The sequence below is a fragment of the Falsiroseomonas frigidaquae genome (assembly GCF_012163145.1).
GTDB lineage: Bacteria > Pseudomonadota > Alphaproteobacteria > Acetobacterales > Acetobacteraceae > Falsiroseomonas > Falsiroseomonas frigidaquae.
In genome coordinates, this window is record NZ_JAAVTX010000001.1 from 458,421 (window position 1) to 474,871 (window position 16,451).

Here is a 16,451-nt window from a genome sequence, read left to right on the forward strand (position 1 = left end):
CCCCCGATGTATGTGATTCCCGCCGAGGGCCTGAAGGTCCCGGACCCGGTCCTGCGCGACCACCTGCCGGCCGAGGGCCGGGAGGTGCCGCGTGACGCCTATTGGATGCGCCGCCTGGCCGACGGCGATGTCATCGAAACCCTGCCGCCCGCCGCGCCGGTGGCCGAGGGGAGTGACCGCTGATGGTGGGCTTCCGCGAGATCCCCGCGAGCAACCGCTCGACCCTGTTCTTCGCCGAGTTGGACAACTCCCGCGCCAATTCCGGCACCGCCGGCGCGTTGCGCAGCCTGATCATCGGCCAGCAGCTCGCCACCGGCGACCTGCCGCCCAACGTCCCGGCCCTGCTCGAAAGCCTCGACTGGCTGCGCGGTCGCGCCGGGCGCGGCTCCATGCTGGCGCTGATGGCCGAGGCCTATCGTCGCCGCGACCGCAGCGGTGAGGTGCATGTCCTGCCGCTGACCGATGCCGCCGCCGGCGTCGCCGCGACCGGCACCTTCACGATCGGCACCGCGCCCACGGCCAATGGTACGGACCACATCTATATCGGCGATCGGCGCGTCGCCGTCGGCCTGTCCAGTAGCATGACGGCGACCACGGCTGCCGCGGCCTGTGTCGCCTCCATCAACGCCGATGCCAGCCTGCCGGTAACCGCCGCCAACAGCGCCGGCGTCGTCACCGTCACCGCGCGCAATAAGGGCCTCGCCGGCAACGACATCCTCCTCGGTCGCAACCTGCTAGGCTCCGCCGGCGGCGAGGTGCCGCCCGCCGGTCTGGCGGTCACCGTCTCCCCCATGTCCGGTGGCACCACAGCGCCGGACCTGGCGCTGGCGCTGGCCAGTCTCGGCGCTGAGGACTTCGAGTTCCACGTCATGCCCTACACGGACACGGCGAGCCTGAACGCGCTGCGCGACCACCTGGCCGCCCGCTGGTCCTGGGACCGTATGCTCTATGGCGGCGCCTTCACCGGCTTCCGCGGCACGCTCAGCGCCTGCACCACCTTCAGCCTGGGTCGCAACGACCCGCATATGGTCTGCCTGCCGGCCGATGCCTCGCCATCGCCGCCCTGGATCTGGGCGGCCAACCTGGCCGGTGCCTGCGCCACCTCCATCCGCGCCGATCCCGGTCTGCCGCTGCACGCCCTGCCGCTGGATGTGATGGCGCCGCCGCGCGAGAAGCGCTGGGGCATCGGCGATCGCAACACGCTGCTGAACAACGGCCTCGGCGCCTTCACCGTGGCGGCCGATGGGCGGGTCATCACCGATACGCTGGTCACCACCTACCGGCTGAACCCGCAGGGCGCGCCCGACGACAGCTACCTCTACCCGGAGACGCTGTACCTGCTGGCCGCCGCCATCCGTCGCCTGCGCAACTACGTCACCAGCACCTTCGGCCGCTTCAAGCTGGCCTCCGCCGGCACGCGCTTCCGACCTGGTTCCAACATCGTCACCGCCACCGTCATCCGCGACGGCATCCTGGGCGAGTACCGGCGTATGGAGGCGGAGGGGCTGGTGCAGGATTACGAGGCCTTCGCCGCCGAGCTGGTGGTCGAGCGCAACGCCTCCAACCGCTGCCGTGTCGATGGCCTGCTGCCGATCATTCCGATCGACCAGTTCCGCCAGTTCGCCGGCCTGGTGCAGTTCCGCAAATCCGAAGGGGTAATCTGACATGGCCCTGCAGCCGGGGGCCCTGGCGGGCACCTCCTACCTCTACATCGACGGCGTCGAGTACGACGTCGTCGACAGCGTCGGCTGGCAGGCCGCCCGCTCCGTCAAGGAGACGATGGTCGGCCAGAACGGCGTGCATGGCTTCAGCGTCAAGCCGGTGGCGCCGTACATCAAGGCCAAGATCCGCGACAACGCCGGCACCCGCGTGGCCGATTTCGAGGCGATGGAGAGCGTCTCCGTCTCGCTCGAGCTGATCAGCGGCAAGCGCGTCACCGGCAACGGCATGTGGTGCGTCAACGTCGTCGAGGTGAATGCCGACGACGCCACCTTCGAGGTCCGCTTCGAGGGTCCGGATGTGCAGGAGAGCTGAGATGGACGATCTGGACGAGGATCTGATCGAGGAGATCCCGCCGCGCGTGATCCGCTTCCCGCCGGTGGAATACAACGGCACCACGGTGGCCGACATCACGCTGCAGCCGCTGACCATCGAGATGATCATGGCGGCGCAGAAACAGGGCAACGAGATCGCCCAGGCCACGCATCTGATCCAGCGCAGCGCCGGCATCCCGCCGCAGCTGGTGGCGAAGCTCTCACCCAAGGTGCTGGAGGTGGCCAGCCGGTACTTCGCGCGTTTTTTGCCAGTCGACCCGCCGGCGGCTGGGGCCCTGCCGCCGCGCGCGTGACGCTGGCCTGTGGCTTCGGCCCGCGCGACGCCTTCGCGATGACGCCGGCCGAGCTGTTCTGGTGGGACCGCCAGGCCGCCGCCCTGGGACGCAGGAGCTGACATGGCCGTGGCCGCCGCCGGCGCGCTGAGCGTCACCATCTCCGCCATCGACCGTCTGTCGGGGCCGCTCGCCACGATGAACAGCGGCGCGCTGCGGCTCGCAGCCGGCGTCAGTCGCCTCAACAACGCCGCCCGCAGCACCATGGGTATGGACCGCCTGTCGCGCCTTGCCGGCGCCGTGGCGCGCAACATCGCCCTGATCGTGCCCCCGCTATCCGCCCTTACCGCCGCGGGCTCGATCGCCGGCGTGCTGCGCTTGGCCGGCAGCTGGGCCACGCTCGGCGCCCAGCTGACCCGCACTGCCTATCGCGTGCAGAGCACCGCCTCCGCGCTGTTCACCATGCGAGGCGCAGCGGCGCTGTCTGGCGCCTCCGCCGAGGAGCTGACGCAGGGCCTCCAGGGGCTCGGCGATGCGCTGTCCGATGCGGTGGGCGGGCGGGACGACACGGCGGGCCAGTACTTCCGGCTGCTCGGCATCGGCCTACGCGATGCCGCGGGCCAGGCCCGCACCGCCACCGAGGTGCTGCCCGAGGTCGCCGATGGCATCGCCCGCATCGCCGATCCGCGCCTGCAGGCGCGCGTCCTGGGCGCGCTGCGGCTGCCGGCCGGCCTGCTGCCCTATCTGCGCCAGGGCGCCGCCGGCATGCGCGAGTACGAGCGCGAGGCGCGGCGCGCCGGTGCCATCTCCGAGGAGGGGGCCGAGGCGGCGCGGCAGTTCGAGCTGGCGCAGATCCGGCTGAACCTGGCGGGCCAGGGGCTGGTGAACACGCTGGCGGCCCGCCTGGCGCCGGTGCTGGTGCCGCTGATCGACCGGCTGTCGAACTGGCTGATCACCGAGGGCCCGCGGCTCGGCGCCATTGTTGAGGATCTCGCCGGGCGCTTCACCGCCTGGGTGGATGGTGGCGGGCTGACTCGGCTGGGCGAGCGGCTGGAGGCGGTCGGCACCGGGATCTCCACCGTCATCGGCTGGATGGGCGGGATGGAGAATGCCGCGATACTGCTGGGCGTAGCCCTGCTGGCGCATGTACTGGCGCCGCTGACCCGCATCGTCCGCGCCCTCGGCAGCATCACGACCTTCCGGCTGGCGCCCTGGCTGCTGCGGCTGCTGAGCACCGGCGCCACCGGCGGCCTGGCCGCCGGCGCCTTCATCCTCCACCCCACCCCGCTGAACGCCGGCGAAGAGGCGCAACTGGACCGCCTGCGCCGCGACCCCGAAGCGCTGCGGCGGGAGCTGGAGCTGGCGCCTCCGCGCCCTGCTGGCCTGCCCTCGCTCGAAGCGCGTCTCGGCGCCTTCTTCCGGCAGCGCTGGGCACCGTCACTGCCGGCCGCACCCGCCGCGCGACCGGGCGACCCCGCCGAGCCCCGCGGCATCCGCAACAACAACCCGCTCAACCTGATGTGGCACCCGGGCCAGCTCGAGGCCAATCCCGGCCTCGCCTCCGATGGCCGGTTCGGCGTCTATCCGACGATGGAGGCGGGCATCGCCCAGGCCATCCGCCAACTGCAGCGCAACGCCCGCCGCGGCGACGACACGCTGGCACGGCAGATCTCCCGCTGGGCACCGCCGGGCGAGAACAACACTGCCGCCTATATCGCCGCCGTGTCGCGCGCGATCGGGATCGCGCCGAATGAGACGCTGGACCTTCGGGACGCTGCGGTGCTGCGGCGCCTGGTCGCGGCCATGGCGGTGCAGGAGAATGGCCGGGCATTGGATCCCGCCGTGATCGACCGTGGCGTGGCGCTCGGGTTGGCGCCGGCCGGGGCATCCGCGCCTTCACCAGCGACCGCAGCCGGGCCACTGGCGGCCGGCGGCGGCGAAAGCCGATCCGTGGTGGAGCTGCGCTTCTCGGGCCAGGTGCCGCCCGGCCTGACCGCCATCACGCGGCGCGAGGATGGCGGCGTGCGCATCGAGCGGCCGGGCCTGGGAGCCGGACCATGAGCGGAACCCTGACCTACCGTCCCGCCGCCTGGCGCGGGGTGCCCTTCGAGATCTGGAACGCCGAGGGCAGCTTCGGCCGCGCCACTACGATCCACGAATACCCGTTCCGGGATTCGGTCTGGGTCGAGGATACCGGCCGCGCCACCCGCCGCCACGGCCTGATCGGCTTCCGGGTGGGTGACGATGTGGCCGCGCTGGAACTCGAGATGATCGAGGCGGCCGAGGCCGAGGGGCCGGGCGAGCTGCTGCACCCGACCCTCGGCCTGCTGAAGGTCAGTCTGGTCGAGTTCCACACCCGCATCCGCCACGACCTCGGCCGGGTGGTCGAGCTGCACTTCCTGTTCGTCGAGGATGGCAGCCGGCGCTTCCCGGATGTCGCGGAGGATCTCGGCAGCCGCATCGCCGCGCTGGCCGACGCGCTGGACGCGCAGGCGGCCAGCAGCTTCGTGCGGGGTGCCGGGGAAGCGCTGACCCAGGGCATTGCCGTGGTGCGCAGCGTGCAGCGGACGATCGGCGCGTACACCGCGCAGGCCAACCAGCTGATGGGAGACGCTCGGGTGGTGATGAATGCGGTGGGAATGGTGGCGCCCGGGCTGAACCGCAGCTTCGGCCGCTTTGCCGCTGGCTACCGCCGGGCGCTGGCGCCGGTCACCGCGCTGCAGGGCGGCGCAACGCGGGCGCTGAACGGCGTGGCCGCGGCACGGCGCGGGGCAACCCGGGCTGCCGATCTGGTCACCAGCCTGGCGGCGCGGCTGTGAGCACCCTCTCGCAGCTCGCCGCCGCCGCCCAGGCCCTGGCGGACGCGCTACGCGGCCTGTCGCCGGACCCGGCCGACAGCATCCGCTTACTTGCCCCTCTGGCGGCGCTGCAGCCAGTCGAGGCGACGGCGGCGGATGGTGTGGGACTGGCCCAGGCGAGTGGCGAGGCTGCTGCCGCAGGGCTCTGCCGGCGCGCCGCGCTGGCCGCCCTGGCCCGCGCCGCAGCAGAAGCCAGCCCGCCCTCCTACGACGCAGCGGTGGCACTGCGCGACCAGGTGTGCGGGTTGCTGGCGGCGGAGGAGGTGGTGGCGGCCGATGCCGGGGAGGATGCGACGGCACTCGCGCTGCGCGACCTGCGGGCGGCCGTGTTGGAGGATCTAACCCGCCGCGCGGCAGACTTGGCGCGACTGCGAAGGGTGACGGTGGCGGAGCCGTTGCCGGCCCTGGTGCATGCCTACCGGCTCTACGAGGACCTGGACCGGGCGGAGGAGGTCAGCCTTCAGGCGGATGCAGAGGATCCAAACTTCATTGGTGGGACATTCAGTACGCGGGGAACTTAGGAGCCATCTACTTCAAGAAAATATTCCTTAATTGGCATCACAATCGAGCCGCCGACGTTCATACCACGCCAACAATCACTTTTTAGTGTGACCCTGCTAGGGCGGATGGCGAGGCAGAACATGACGCTGAGGGCTGTCTTCCGCGCAGCGCGCATCAGTTCTCGTAGCCGGACGCCGAGCCTGACGAGGCCAATGAGGCGCGTCTTAGCTGCTTGGTTGGTTGTTGCGGTCGTCGCAGCCATCGGCACCGCTGACTACATAAGAGCCCTGCGCCATGCCGCCGAGCAGGCAGCCTGGACAACGCTGGAAGCCGACGTCGCCGCTGCCCAGCAAAGCGTGCTCCGAGCTATCGAAGCCGTTCGGTCCGTTCACTCCCTCGTTGGCCTCTGGCGGAGACTGTCAGACGCCCACGACGCCGTCGGCGCTCTGGCCGTTGAGCAGGAATTGCGCGAGATCACAGCGTCGGGCCGGCTGGGTGTCGTTCAGGTCACTATAGCCGACGCGGATGGGTGGCTCGCCTGGGGTGCTGCTGGGTACGCCACAGGTGTGCTCGTCGCCGACCGCGAGCATGTTCGCGTCCACCTCGACGGCACGCATCGCGGTCTGTTCATAAGCGCGCCGGTTATCGAACGGACCACGGGGCGCTGGAGCATCCAGATCTCGCAACGCATGGAGCACCGCAACGGCACGCTCGCGGGCGTCAGCGTCGTGTCGCTCGATCCCATCGTTCTCTCCCAATCGCTCGGCAAAGCAGGAACCGAGCCGGGCCAGGCGGTCGCCCTACGTCGACTGTCCGACGGCGCGGTCCTTGCTCACAGCCATAATCCCGAGCGCTACCTGCGCTTTGCTGTTGAACCGGACCATCCGGGGGTGAAGGCGGCACGGGAAGCGCGAAGCGGCAGGTTGGTGTACGAGAGCCAGCCTACGGGCCACGAGATAATGGCCGCATACGGTGTACCCACTGGCCTGCCTGCCGTCATGCTGGCGCTCCAGGATCGCGATGCCGGCCTGGCCGACCCGCGGCGCACCACCGCCGCAGTCCTGGCAGCCGTGAGTGCTGCCTTGCTCGGGGGACTCGGTGTCGCGATCGCATGGGCCCGGCAGGCGAATGCCCACGCGCTGGTACACGCCAAGAGCCTGGATCTGGCGGCCTTGGCCGACCAGCGGCGTGCACAGGCGGAACTTCTCTCGGCGATAACGTCAAGCATGGCGCAGGGAATGGCGGCTTGGGACGCGGATGGACGGCTGCTGGCCTGCAACATGCGCTATCGTCAGCTGCTCGACCTGCCGGAGGGTATTGCCGAGCCATCGCGCCACTACCTCGACCTCGCCGGCTTTCTTGCGAGGCGCGGAGATTATGGACCGGGCGATCCCGACACGCTTGCGCGGGACCGCTATAAGGCTGCCACACGTGGGGACGGACACCGTCTCACTCGGACCCGGTCCGACGGGTCGGTCCTGGAGGTTGCAGGGCGGAGCTTGCCCGGTGGCGGCTTCGTCACGACCTTCACCGATGTCACGCAGGCACACCGCGCCGCCGAGGCCCTTCGGGAGAGCGAGGAGCGCTTCCGACTGTTAGCAGAGAACTCGGGCGACGTGGTGACGTTGAGCGACCTGGACGGAACGCGGCGCTACGTCTCGCCCGCGGCACAGCGTCTCCTGGGATGGCAGACGGAGGAGCTGGTTGGGCGCAACGCCCGTGACTTCGTTCACACGGATGACCGCGCTTGGCTTGAAGCGGCTCTCGCTGCTCTTGAGGCTGGCGAGGAGGAGGCGACTGCCACCTACCGGCATCTGCGGCCTGACGGAACGTGGCTCTGGGTTGAGGTCCGCTGCCGGGTCCACAGGGACCGCAATGGGGGGACGCGTGGCTACGTCGCGACGATCCGGGATGCGACGGAACGAAAGCAAGCGGAGACGGAGCTGCTGCAGGCCTACGAGCAGATGTCTGACATGGCCGCGACTGACGCACTGACCGGGATCGCCAACCGGCGGCGCTTCGATGCCGCGCTGGAGGCAGAGTGGCGCCGCTGCGCACGGGAGGAGCAACCACTCTCGATTCTCATGGCGGACGTTGATTTCTTCAAGCGGTTCAACGACCGTTATGGCCACCCGGCGGGGGATGTCTGTCTGCGAGAGGTCGCGGCTGCGCTGAACGCGGTAGCGCGACGGCCCGGCGACCTGCCTGCACGGCTCGGTGGCGAAGAATTCGCGCTCTTAATGCCGGCCACCGATGCGCATGGCGCTCACTCGGTTGCCGAACGCTTCCGCTCCGAGCTGCTGCGCCGGGCGGTGCAGCACGAAGGTAATCCCGGCGTCGGCATGGTGACGGCGAGCATTGGCGTGGCGACCCGGTTCCCGTCGTTCGAGGATCAGTTGCAGGACCGCACGGGGCTGTTGTCTACCGCGGATGCCGCTCTCTATGTCGCGAAGACAGCCGGGCGAAATCGCGTGGTTGTCGGATCTGAATCTGACGCATTGGTACGGACCTGAGTGAGCTAGGCGCCACGGCACGAGCGTCGGCGAGCCCATGATGCGGTTGAACACCGGCGGGTCAGCATGACCCGACCCCGCTGATGGGGCGAGTTGCAGTGCCGCCGAAAAGCTGTGGGAAGCGGGACGATTCGGCCGCTTCTCGACCACCAAAGCGGCTCAAAACCCATGAGGCCTGTCTTTCGCCCCATCGGTTGAGCCGCCGCGAATCGCCCCAAGCAATCCACATCCGGAGATGCTCGATGCCACCCGATGACGGCGACGTCTCGCTGCTGGTCGGTGGCCAGCTGCTATCCGGCTGGCAGGAGGTCCGCATCGGCGTCGGCATCGAGCGCATGCCCTCCGACTTCGACCTGGTCGTTACCGATCGCTACCCCGGCAAGCCCGCCGTCCCCGTGCAGCCCGGCATGGAATGCGTCCTTCGCATCGGCGACGACACCGTCGTCACCGGCTATGTCGACCGCTACACCATCTCCGTCAGCAAGCGCGGCGGCACGCAGATCCGTGTCACAGGCCGGGGCAAGTGCCAGGACCTGGTCGACTGCTCCGCCTACCTCCGCGGCAGCGCCAACCAGATCCTCAGCGCCCGCTCGCGCCAGGTCATCGCGCAGCTCGCCGCCATCTATGGCATCGAGGTCGATGCCCGCGCTGGCGATGGCGAGGTGGTGCCACAGTTCAACGTCATCCTCACCGAGACTGCCTGGGACATCATCGACCGTACCGCCCGCCACTCCGACTTCCTCGCCTATGAGGGGCCGGATGGGCGCCTGATCCTCGCCCGCCTGGCCACGGACCGCATGGCCAGCGGCTTCAAGGAGGGCGCCAATGTCGAGGAGGCCAGCGTCAGCCGCGCCTACGACAAGCGCTACAGCCTCTACGAGGCGGTCTTCATGCCGGTGGAGACCCTCGCCCAATTCGATCGCGCCGCGCTGCCGGACTTCAACACCCGCGCCACGACACGCGACATCACCATCGGCGCCGATGCACCCGGCCAGGGCCGGCGCTTCCGGCCGCTGATCGTCATCGCCGAGACCCTGCAGAACGGCGTGGACATCGCCCAGCGCCGCGTCGACTGGGAACGCGCCCGCCGCTTCGGCCGCAGCCAGCCGGTGGAGATCCTGGCGGATTCCTGGCGCGATGCCGCTGGCGCGCTGTGGCAGCCGAACCGCCTGGCGCGAGTGCAACTGCCGACGCTGAAGCTACCCGATGTCGACTGGCTGATTTCCGAGGTCAGCTTCGAGCGCGGCCGCCAGGGCACCCATGCCCGCCTGACCCTGATGCCCCGGGAAGCCTTCCAGCCACAGCCCGTCTACCTCACCCCCTTCGACTGGCAGGTCCAGGATGCGCTGCGCCAGGGCGGCCTCGCCGCCGGCGGCGGCGGACCCATCCCATGATTGCCAGCGTCGACCGCCTCTATGCGCGGATGATGTCGATGATCGCCGTCGGCCGCGTCGCCGCCAGCACCGCGCTCGGCGGCCGCGGCGCGCGGCGGCTGCAGGTGCGCTTCGACGCGGCGGAGATCCGGGACGAGACGCCGCTCCTGCAGGCCTATGGCTTCGCCTCCCGCCCGCATCCGGGCGCCGATGTCGTGGTGCTCTTCCCCGGCGGCAACCGCGCCGCCGGCTTCATCGTCGCCACAAATGACCGCCGCTACCAGGTGGAGCTCGCCGCCGGCGAGGCCATCCTGCACGACGATCTCGGCCAGAAGATCCACCTGACCCGCGAGGGCATCGTCGTCGATGGCGGCGGCCTGCCCATCACCTTCCGCAATGCGCCCCTGGTGACCGTCGAGGGCGAGCTCGCCGTCACCGGCGACGTCACCATCGCCGGCCGCAGCTTCAACGGCCACCGCCACCCCGAAACCGGCAGCGAGACGCTTCCCCCGACATGACGGCCACCGATTTCGCCATCGCCTGGGATGCCGAGGGATCCCAGGGCGATTGGCTGTTGGCCAGCCATGGCCAGCTGGTGACGGCGCCTGCGCTGGAAACCGCCGTGATGATCAGCCTGTTCAGCGATGCCCGAGCCTCAGAGGATGATCGCCTGCCGCCCGGCGATACGGACCGCCGGGGCTGGTGGGGCAATGCCCTCGGCGATGACCCCATCGGCTCGCGCCTGTGGCTGCTGCGGCGATCCAAGCGGCTGCCGGAGACGCTGCGCCGGGCCGAGGACTACATCCGGGAAGCCCTCGCCTGGCTGATCGAGGAGCAGCTCGCGCAGCGCGTCGAGGTCGCGGCGAGCTGGCTCAGCAGCACGCGCATGGGCGCAACCATCACCATTCACCAGGCAGGCCAAGCGGGCGAACGCCGGGCTGTCCTCCGCGCCGATTGGGCCTGGCAGGGGATCTGACGCATGGCCTTCGAGCGACCCACCCTCACCGTCCTGCAGCAGCAGGCGCGGGCGGATATGGCTGGGGCAACCGGGGAACGCGTGATCCTGCGCGCCTCGCCGCTGGGCGTGCTGGCCAAGGTGCTCGCGGGCCTGACCCAGGGCCTCTACGGCTACCTGGACTGGATCGCGCGAGAGGCGAACCCGCTGACCGCCACCGGCGCGCGGCTGGTTGCCTGGGCGGCGCTGGTCGGGATCTTCCGGAAGGAGGCCGCCAGCGCCACCGCCACCGCCACCTTCACCGGGGCTCCGGGCGCCATTCTGTCTCAAGGCGCGCTGATCGCCCGCCGCGCCGATGGGGTGGCCTATCGCAGCACCGCCAGCGGCAGCGTCGGCAGCGGCGGCACCGTAACCGTGGCAATCGCCGCTGAGGAACCCGGCGCGCTGGGCAACGCCCTGGCCGGCGCCGAAGTCGCGCTGGCCGGCGCGGCCTCCGGCATCGTCGCCACCGGCGTGCTGGCGACGGCCGCCGTCGGCGGTGCGGATCAGGAGCCGGAGGATGCCTTCCGGGAGCGCATGCTGGCGCGGTACCGGCAGCCGCCGCAGGGCGGCGCCGCCGGCGACTATGCACGCTGGGCGCGGGAGGTGCCGGGCGTCACCCGCGCCTGGGACGCCTCGCCGGGCCCTGGGGCCGTCACCGTCTACGTGATGCTGGATGATGTTCGGGCATCCTTCGGCGGCTTTCCCCAGGGCAGCGACGGCGTTGCCGCAGCCGATCCCCGCGCCACGGCCGCGACCGGAGACCAGCTGCTGGTCGCCAACTTCATCCGGCCGCTGCAGCCGGTGACGGCGCTCGTCTACGTGGTCGCGCCGGCGCCCTACCCCGTCGACATGACCATCGCCGATCTGTCGGCCGACACGCCGGAGATCCGTGCCGCCATCACGCTGGCTCTGGCTGCGATGTTCCGCCGCAGCGGTGTGCCGGGCGGCACCACCTATCAGTCGGACCTGGTCGCCGCCATCGATGCCGTGCCGGCCGTCGAGCGCTTCTCCCTGCCATCGCCGGCGAGCTCCGTGACGGCGCCGGCCGGCTCCCTGCCGGTCCTCGGCACCATCACCTGGCCGGCCTGAGCATGGCGGATTCCGATCGCACCGAGGCCGAGCTGCTCGCCGCCGCCCAGGCCCTGATGCCGACAGGCCCGGTCTGGCCCCGCGAGACAGGGGCGACGCAGACCCGGATCCTGGCCGGCGTCGCCGCCACGGCCGCGCGCCTTCGCGCCCGGGCCCGCGCCCTGCTGGACGACGCCTTCCCCGCCTCGGCCTTCTACCTGCTGCCGGAATGGGAGGAGGCGCTCGGCCTTCCCGACGCCTGCTCGGGCGCGGCGCCGACGCTGCAGGGCCGACGCGATCAGGTTGTGGCGCGGCTGACCGCGCGCGGTGGGCAATCCCGCGCCTACTTCATCGGCGTGGCGGCGGCGCTGGGCTTCCCCGTCACCATCCGGGAATTCGCACCCTTCCGGATCGGCGGCTCCGTCGTCGGCGCGCCGCTGCTGGGCGATGACTGGGCCTTCGCCTGGGAGATCAGCGCCCCCGAACAGGTCATCAGGGCGTTCGAGCTCGGCACCAGCGTGGTGGGGGAGCCGCTGCGGAGCTGGGGCAACGGCGCGCTGGAATGCGTGCTGCGCCGCCTGGCGCCGGCGCACACCATCCTGATCTTCGCGTATCGCGTGGAGACCGTGCTGGCGCCGGCACAGCTGATTGCGCCCCTGGCGCTGACGCGCGCACAGCCCGGCTCCAGATCCGCAGCCCTGGGCGCGGATGGTGTGATCTGGCAGGAGTTCCCGGCCGATGCGCCGCGCTTCCACGGCACGTCGCGGCGCCTGCTGCGCGAGGGGTCGAAGACCAACATCATCGCCGATGCGCGCACGGCGTTCGGTGCCGGCTGGTCCAATACCGGCATCGCCGCCGTTGTGTCGGCAGTCGGCCCCGACGGCGTGGCAGGTCAGGGCGCGCTGGTCACCGAAAGCACTACGACCAGCAACCACCGAAGCCAGCACAACACCTCGGTGACGGCCGAGATCGGCGTGAGCTACACGCTGCACTGGCTGGTGCGTGCAGGCACCTGCACGAATGTTCAGCTATGCTTCTCGCTGAGCCACGGCAGCACCGGGTACCAGAACTTCGGCCTCACCGGAGATGGTGTGGTGGGCACTGGTGGGTCGGGCGTGAGCCGCGCGACGATCAGGCGGATCGGCGACTGGTACCTTTGCCGGATGACCGCCACCGCGACGGCCGCGGCAATCGTCTCCGCCATTTTGATGATGGGCAACCTGCTGGCCAATGGCCGGCTGGCTTCCTTCCCCGGCACGGGCCGGACCCTCACCTCCGGCTGGGCGTGGCTGACGGAGGGCGTGGCGGCCACATCGCCGATCCTGCCCGCGATCGGCGCGCCGGAGGTGTCGGCGCGAGAGGCGGACATCCTGACTGTCAACCTGCGCGCCAGCCTGGAGATCGAAGGCCCCTTCACCGTGCTTTGGCGCGGCCTGCTGGCCGCGGGCGCCATGGATGGGGCGGACCAGGTGCTGTTGCAGGTGGATGCCGGCACCTTCGACGACTTCATCCGCATTCGGCACGTCAGTGGAACCGGCCTGCTGCGCACAAGCCGGACCGCTGCAGGCGTTAGCGCCTCGGCCTCCGACCTTGGGCCTGTTGCGGGTGACAGCCTGTTCAGCCTTGGACTGAGCCTCGATGCCGATGGACGAATGACGGTCAGCCTGGACGGGGGCGCCGTGGTCGCTGTGACAGGGGTGGCGACGGACGTGCTGGCGATCCTTCGCCTCGGCTGCACCTTGACCGATTTCGGTGCCATGTCCGGGCAAATCGAGAAGGTCCGCGTGCTGCCCTACGCATCCGCCGACGGCGACTTGCCGGCGCTTGTCGCCGCCCTTTCGGCCTGATCTCGGGAGAGACTGCCCATGGACCGCATCCATCACCCCACCGCCGCGGCCAGCCCGCCGGCGGTGGATGCCCACCCTACGTCCGGCTACCCGAGCGCCGGCAATCCTGTGACTGGCACGCCGGGCACGACGCTGACACCCTGGATCGTGCACTCCCTGATCGAGGAGTTTCTCGCGATCATCGTCGAAGCGGGGCTCACGCCCGACAAGGCGAGCCTGACGCAGGTCCGCGATGCGCTTCGCGCGATGCGCGGCCGCGGCGTGCTCGTTTCGCTGGCTTCGCCCATGACGATCGGGAACGCAAGCGAGACGATCGTGACCTGGCCTACCCCGATCTACGACGATGCCGGATTCTGGGTCAGCGGGTTCCCCACAAGCCTGACGGTTCCGGCAGGCGTCAGCCGCATCCGCGTGGTCTGCCAGGCCACCTGGGACAATGAGGCGGTGGGCGATCGCAAGATGCGTGTCCTGATCAATGGGGTCGAGGAAGGTGATGGCTTGCCGGCAATGCGTCTGCCCAGCGCCGGCGATCTCGACGTGACGATCCTCAATGCTTCCGGCGGCGTCGTGCCCGTAACGCCCGGTGACTACATCCAGCTCGCCGTTTTCCAGGATCGGGGCGCGAACCTGAACCTGCGTGCGACCAATACCTGGATGTACATCGAGGCGCTGCGCTGATCCTCGCGGTGCGCTGACCTTGCGCGCGGCGGCGCGCCCTTCCTGCCGAAAATCCGGAGTTGCCATGCCCGTCATGGATGTGAGGGTCACGCTGCGCGTGGCCAGCAGCGATCACCTGCGCCCGCGCGCCATGCAGGGCAGCGGCGTGGCTATCGAGGCGACGGTGCTGGACCAGGACGGCGCACCGATTGCCGGTGCCGGTGTGAACCTGTCCCTGCTCACGCCGAGCGGCTGGGAAGTCCAGCTGCCCGGCGTCATCAGCGACGCGGCCGGGCGCGCCACGGCCGTGCTGGCCCCGGCGGAAGATGGTCGCTTTGTCGCGCGTGCCGTCGTGACGTCGCCGCAGGCTGAGGTCGCGGAGCGGTCCTTTGACATCATTGCCGGCGTCGTCACGTTGAACGCCGTCCCGGCGGTGCTGGTCGAGACGCCGGAGGGGGACTTCCTGGTGCCAGGCACCGCCGAGCCGCTGGTGATGCTGGTGGATCCGGATGGCGTCGGCCTGCTGCTGCCCAATGGCCTGCTGATGGGGGGCGTCGTCGATGCCGGGTGATGTGTCGCCGCTCCTTGTGCAGGACACCTGGAGCCTGCCCGAGGAGCCGGCGGCCGAGGATTCCGCGCTGCTGTGCGTGGGACGCAACCGCAAGTTTGCTCGCACGCCCTTCGGCATCATCGAGACGCTGGCGCGAGCCGCGGTTGTGGCCTCGGTCACGGCGGCCGGCGTCAGCGCGCAGGCGGCGGCAGGCAGCGCGCACGCCGCCGCCGCCAGCGCGGCAACGGCGGCCACCGCTGGCGCCACGGCGGGCGCTTCCGCCGGCGCGATGACGGGTGCGGCGGCGGGTGCTGCGGCGGCAGAGGCCGCGGTAGTCTTCGGCAACGTCGCGACCATCGCGGCGCTTCGCTCTGTCCAACAGGCGGCGTTGCCCGATGGCTTCGGGGTGATGGTTCGCGGCTATCACGCGGACCATGATGGTGGCGGCGGGCCCTATGTCTGGAAGCCCGCCAGCACGGCTGCCGACAATGGCGGCACCGTGATCCGGCCGGATGCGCTGACCTCGCTCCAGGCCGGCCGCTGGGTGCGGTCCATGTATGGCCTGAACCCGACGCCGCAGATGTTCGGCGCGAAGTGCAACGGCACGAGTGACGATGCGCCAGCCATCCAGGCGGCCAGCAATGCCAGCAAGGTCCTGTGGTTCCCAGACGCCAGCTATCTGTTCAAGTCCCAGGTCGTGCTGACGAATTCCGTCTCGCACTGGGAAGGGCTGGGCGGCCACTATCCCGGCAGCACCACGGCGCCGGGCCCGCGCCTGGTCTACCACGCCGATCTCGGCAGCGCGCCGATGATCGACTGCCAGACCAACGCCGTCTTCGCGAAGCTGGGCTTCCGCGGTCCGTCGCGGTCCGTGGGCACGGCAGTGCGGTGCAAGCGCGTGCCCGGCGATGCGTCCTATGAAGACACCGATGTGGCGTTCGTGGACTGCAACTGGACGCAGTTCAGCGTGCCGATCGAGCACTGGATGCGGGGACTGCACGTCAATCGCTGCGGCTTCGGCATTTGTAACAACGCGGTCCGGCTCAACTGGGACGATGCCAACGTCATTGACGATCCGGACAATCCCTTCGACATGCTGCCGTTCGGTTGGCGCGCGATCCGCTTCGAGCTGAACCGCCTGCACCTGGTCACCACGGCCATCGTGAATGTCGGCAACAATGCCCAGTATCTGCGCGGCCTGTCCGTCATCGGAAACAAGCAGGATGCGGGCGATCGGCTGTTCATCGGCGGCCTGATGAGCGGCCTCTTCGCGAACAATACCTGCGATCAGACCAATGCTATCGCCATCGAGTTTACCACGCATGTCGAGGATGTGTCGCTGGCCGACAATGAGCTGACAGGCGGCGGCGGCCAGGGGACGGAGCCGGAATCGCTGATCGCGTTCCGGGAGACAGTCGGGTGTTTCTCGTTGACGGGCGGCAAGCTGGTGGGCGCCACCAAGTACGGCGTCTCCTTCAGCAAGGATGTCGCGGGTGGCTCAATCTCGGGCGTGAAGTTCCTTGAGATCGGCACGCCGGATGATTCCACGCAGGCTTGCGTGCGATTCTTCGGCGATGTGCAGGACGTCGCGATTGGCGGCGGGAACCACTTCCGTCCGCGCTACCTCGCGCACGCAATTCGCGGCACGACCTCCAAGTCATGGGCGGGCGTGGTCGTCCAGGGCAACACGCGAGATCGGACGAAAACGTGGGTCACGAATTCCTACACCGACGGCGGCAACAACAGCATCCAGGCCTGAAG

16 protein-coding genes are annotated in these 16,451 nt (G+C 69.9%); all 16 read left to right on the forward strand.

What is annotated here, in order from left to right; translation table 11 throughout:
- The first annotated feature begins 6 nt into the window (after positions 1-6).
- The 16 genes from HB662_RS02230 (at position 7) to HB662_RS02305 (ending at position 16,449) form a co-directional block, all read left to right on the forward strand.
- Positions 7-183 carry a DUF2635 domain-containing protein gene (locus HB662_RS02230; protein WP_168046689.1) on the forward strand — a complete coding sequence of 59 codons (177 nt, stop codon included), beginning with the start codon at positions 7-9 and terminating at the stop codon, positions 181-183.
- On the forward strand, positions 183-1,664 hold the full coding sequence (locus HB662_RS02235) for a phage tail sheath subtilisin-like domain-containing protein (protein ID WP_168046691.1): 1,482 nt from the start codon (positions 183-185) through the stop codon (positions 1,662-1,664). Before HB662_RS02230 ends, HB662_RS02235 begins: the two co-directional genes overlap by 1 nt.
- Position 1,665: 1 nt before the next feature.
- Positions 1,666-2,034 (forward strand): phage tail tube protein, encoded by a 369-nt coding sequence (locus tag HB662_RS02240; protein ID WP_168046693.1) that lies wholly within the window; start codon positions 1,666-1,668, stop codon positions 2,032-2,034.
- Position 2,035: 1 nt separating this feature from the next.
- Entirely contained in the window at positions 2,036-2,347 is a 312-nt protein-coding gene (locus tag HB662_RS02245) for a phage tail assembly protein (RefSeq protein WP_168046695.1), read from the forward strand.
- A 102-nt stretch (positions 2,348-2,449) separates the two neighbouring features.
- Positions 2,450-4,387: a hypothetical protein gene (locus tag HB662_RS02250; RefSeq protein WP_168046697.1), complete on the forward strand. Its 1,938-nt coding sequence runs from the start codon at positions 2,450-2,452 to the stop codon at positions 4,385-4,387.
- Positions 4,384-5,145, forward strand: coding sequence for a DNA circularization N-terminal domain-containing protein (locus tag HB662_RS02255; RefSeq protein ID WP_168046699.1), 762 nt, complete (start codon positions 4,384-4,386; stop codon positions 5,143-5,145). Before HB662_RS02250 ends, HB662_RS02255 begins: the two co-directional genes overlap by 4 nt.
- A complete protein-coding gene (locus tag HB662_RS02260) occupies positions 5,142-5,705 on the forward strand; it encodes a hypothetical protein (RefSeq protein WP_168046701.1) in 564 nt (187 codons plus the stop codon). The genes HB662_RS02255 and HB662_RS02260 overlap by 4 nt, the downstream gene beginning before the upstream one ends.
- Positions 5,706-5,897: 192 nt before the next feature.
- Positions 5,898-8,198, forward strand: a complete 2,301-nt coding sequence (locus tag HB662_RS02265) for a diguanylate cyclase (RefSeq protein ID WP_168046703.1) — start codon at positions 5,898-5,900, stop codon at positions 8,196-8,198.
- A gap of 242 nt (positions 8,199-8,440) precedes the next feature.
- Positions 8,441-9,592: a phage baseplate assembly protein gene (locus HB662_RS02270; RefSeq protein ID WP_168046705.1), complete on the forward strand. Its 1,152-nt coding sequence runs from the start codon at positions 8,441-8,443 to the stop codon at positions 9,590-9,592.
- Positions 9,589-10,089 carry a phage baseplate assembly protein domain-containing protein gene (locus tag HB662_RS02275; RefSeq protein WP_168046707.1) on the forward strand — a complete coding sequence of 167 codons (501 nt, stop codon included), beginning with the start codon at positions 9,589-9,591 and terminating at the stop codon, positions 10,087-10,089. The genes HB662_RS02270 and HB662_RS02275 overlap by 4 nt, the downstream gene beginning before the upstream one ends.
- Positions 10,086-10,547, forward strand: a complete 462-nt coding sequence (locus HB662_RS02280) for a phage GP46 family protein (protein ID WP_168046709.1) — start codon at positions 10,086-10,088, stop codon at positions 10,545-10,547. Before HB662_RS02275 ends, HB662_RS02280 begins: the two co-directional genes overlap by 4 nt.
- A 3-nt stretch (positions 10,548-10,550) precedes the next feature.
- Entirely contained in the window at positions 10,551-11,657 is a 1,107-nt protein-coding gene (locus tag HB662_RS02285) for a baseplate J/gp47 family protein (RefSeq protein WP_168046711.1), read from the forward strand.
- 2 nt (positions 11,658-11,659) lie between these two features.
- The gene (locus HB662_RS02290) at positions 11,660-13,483 is read left to right on the forward strand and encodes a YmfQ family protein (protein WP_168046713.1); all 1,824 of its coding nucleotides are present in this window, start codon (positions 11,660-11,662) and stop codon (positions 13,481-13,483) included.
- Positions 13,484-13,501: 18 nt separating this feature from the next.
- Positions 13,502-14,161: a hypothetical protein gene (locus tag HB662_RS02295; protein WP_168046715.1), complete on the forward strand. Its 660-nt coding sequence runs from the start codon at positions 13,502-13,504 to the stop codon at positions 14,159-14,161.
- A 64-nt stretch (positions 14,162-14,225) separates the two neighbouring features.
- Positions 14,226-14,711: an Ig-like domain-containing protein gene (locus tag HB662_RS02300; RefSeq protein ID WP_168046717.1), complete on the forward strand. Its 486-nt coding sequence runs from the start codon at positions 14,226-14,228 to the stop codon at positions 14,709-14,711.
- A complete protein-coding gene (locus HB662_RS02305) occupies positions 14,701-16,449 on the forward strand; it encodes a hypothetical protein (RefSeq protein WP_168046719.1) in 1,749 nt (582 codons plus the stop codon). The genes HB662_RS02300 and HB662_RS02305 overlap by 11 nt, the downstream gene beginning before the upstream one ends.
- Positions 16,450-16,451: the final 2 nt, after the last annotated feature.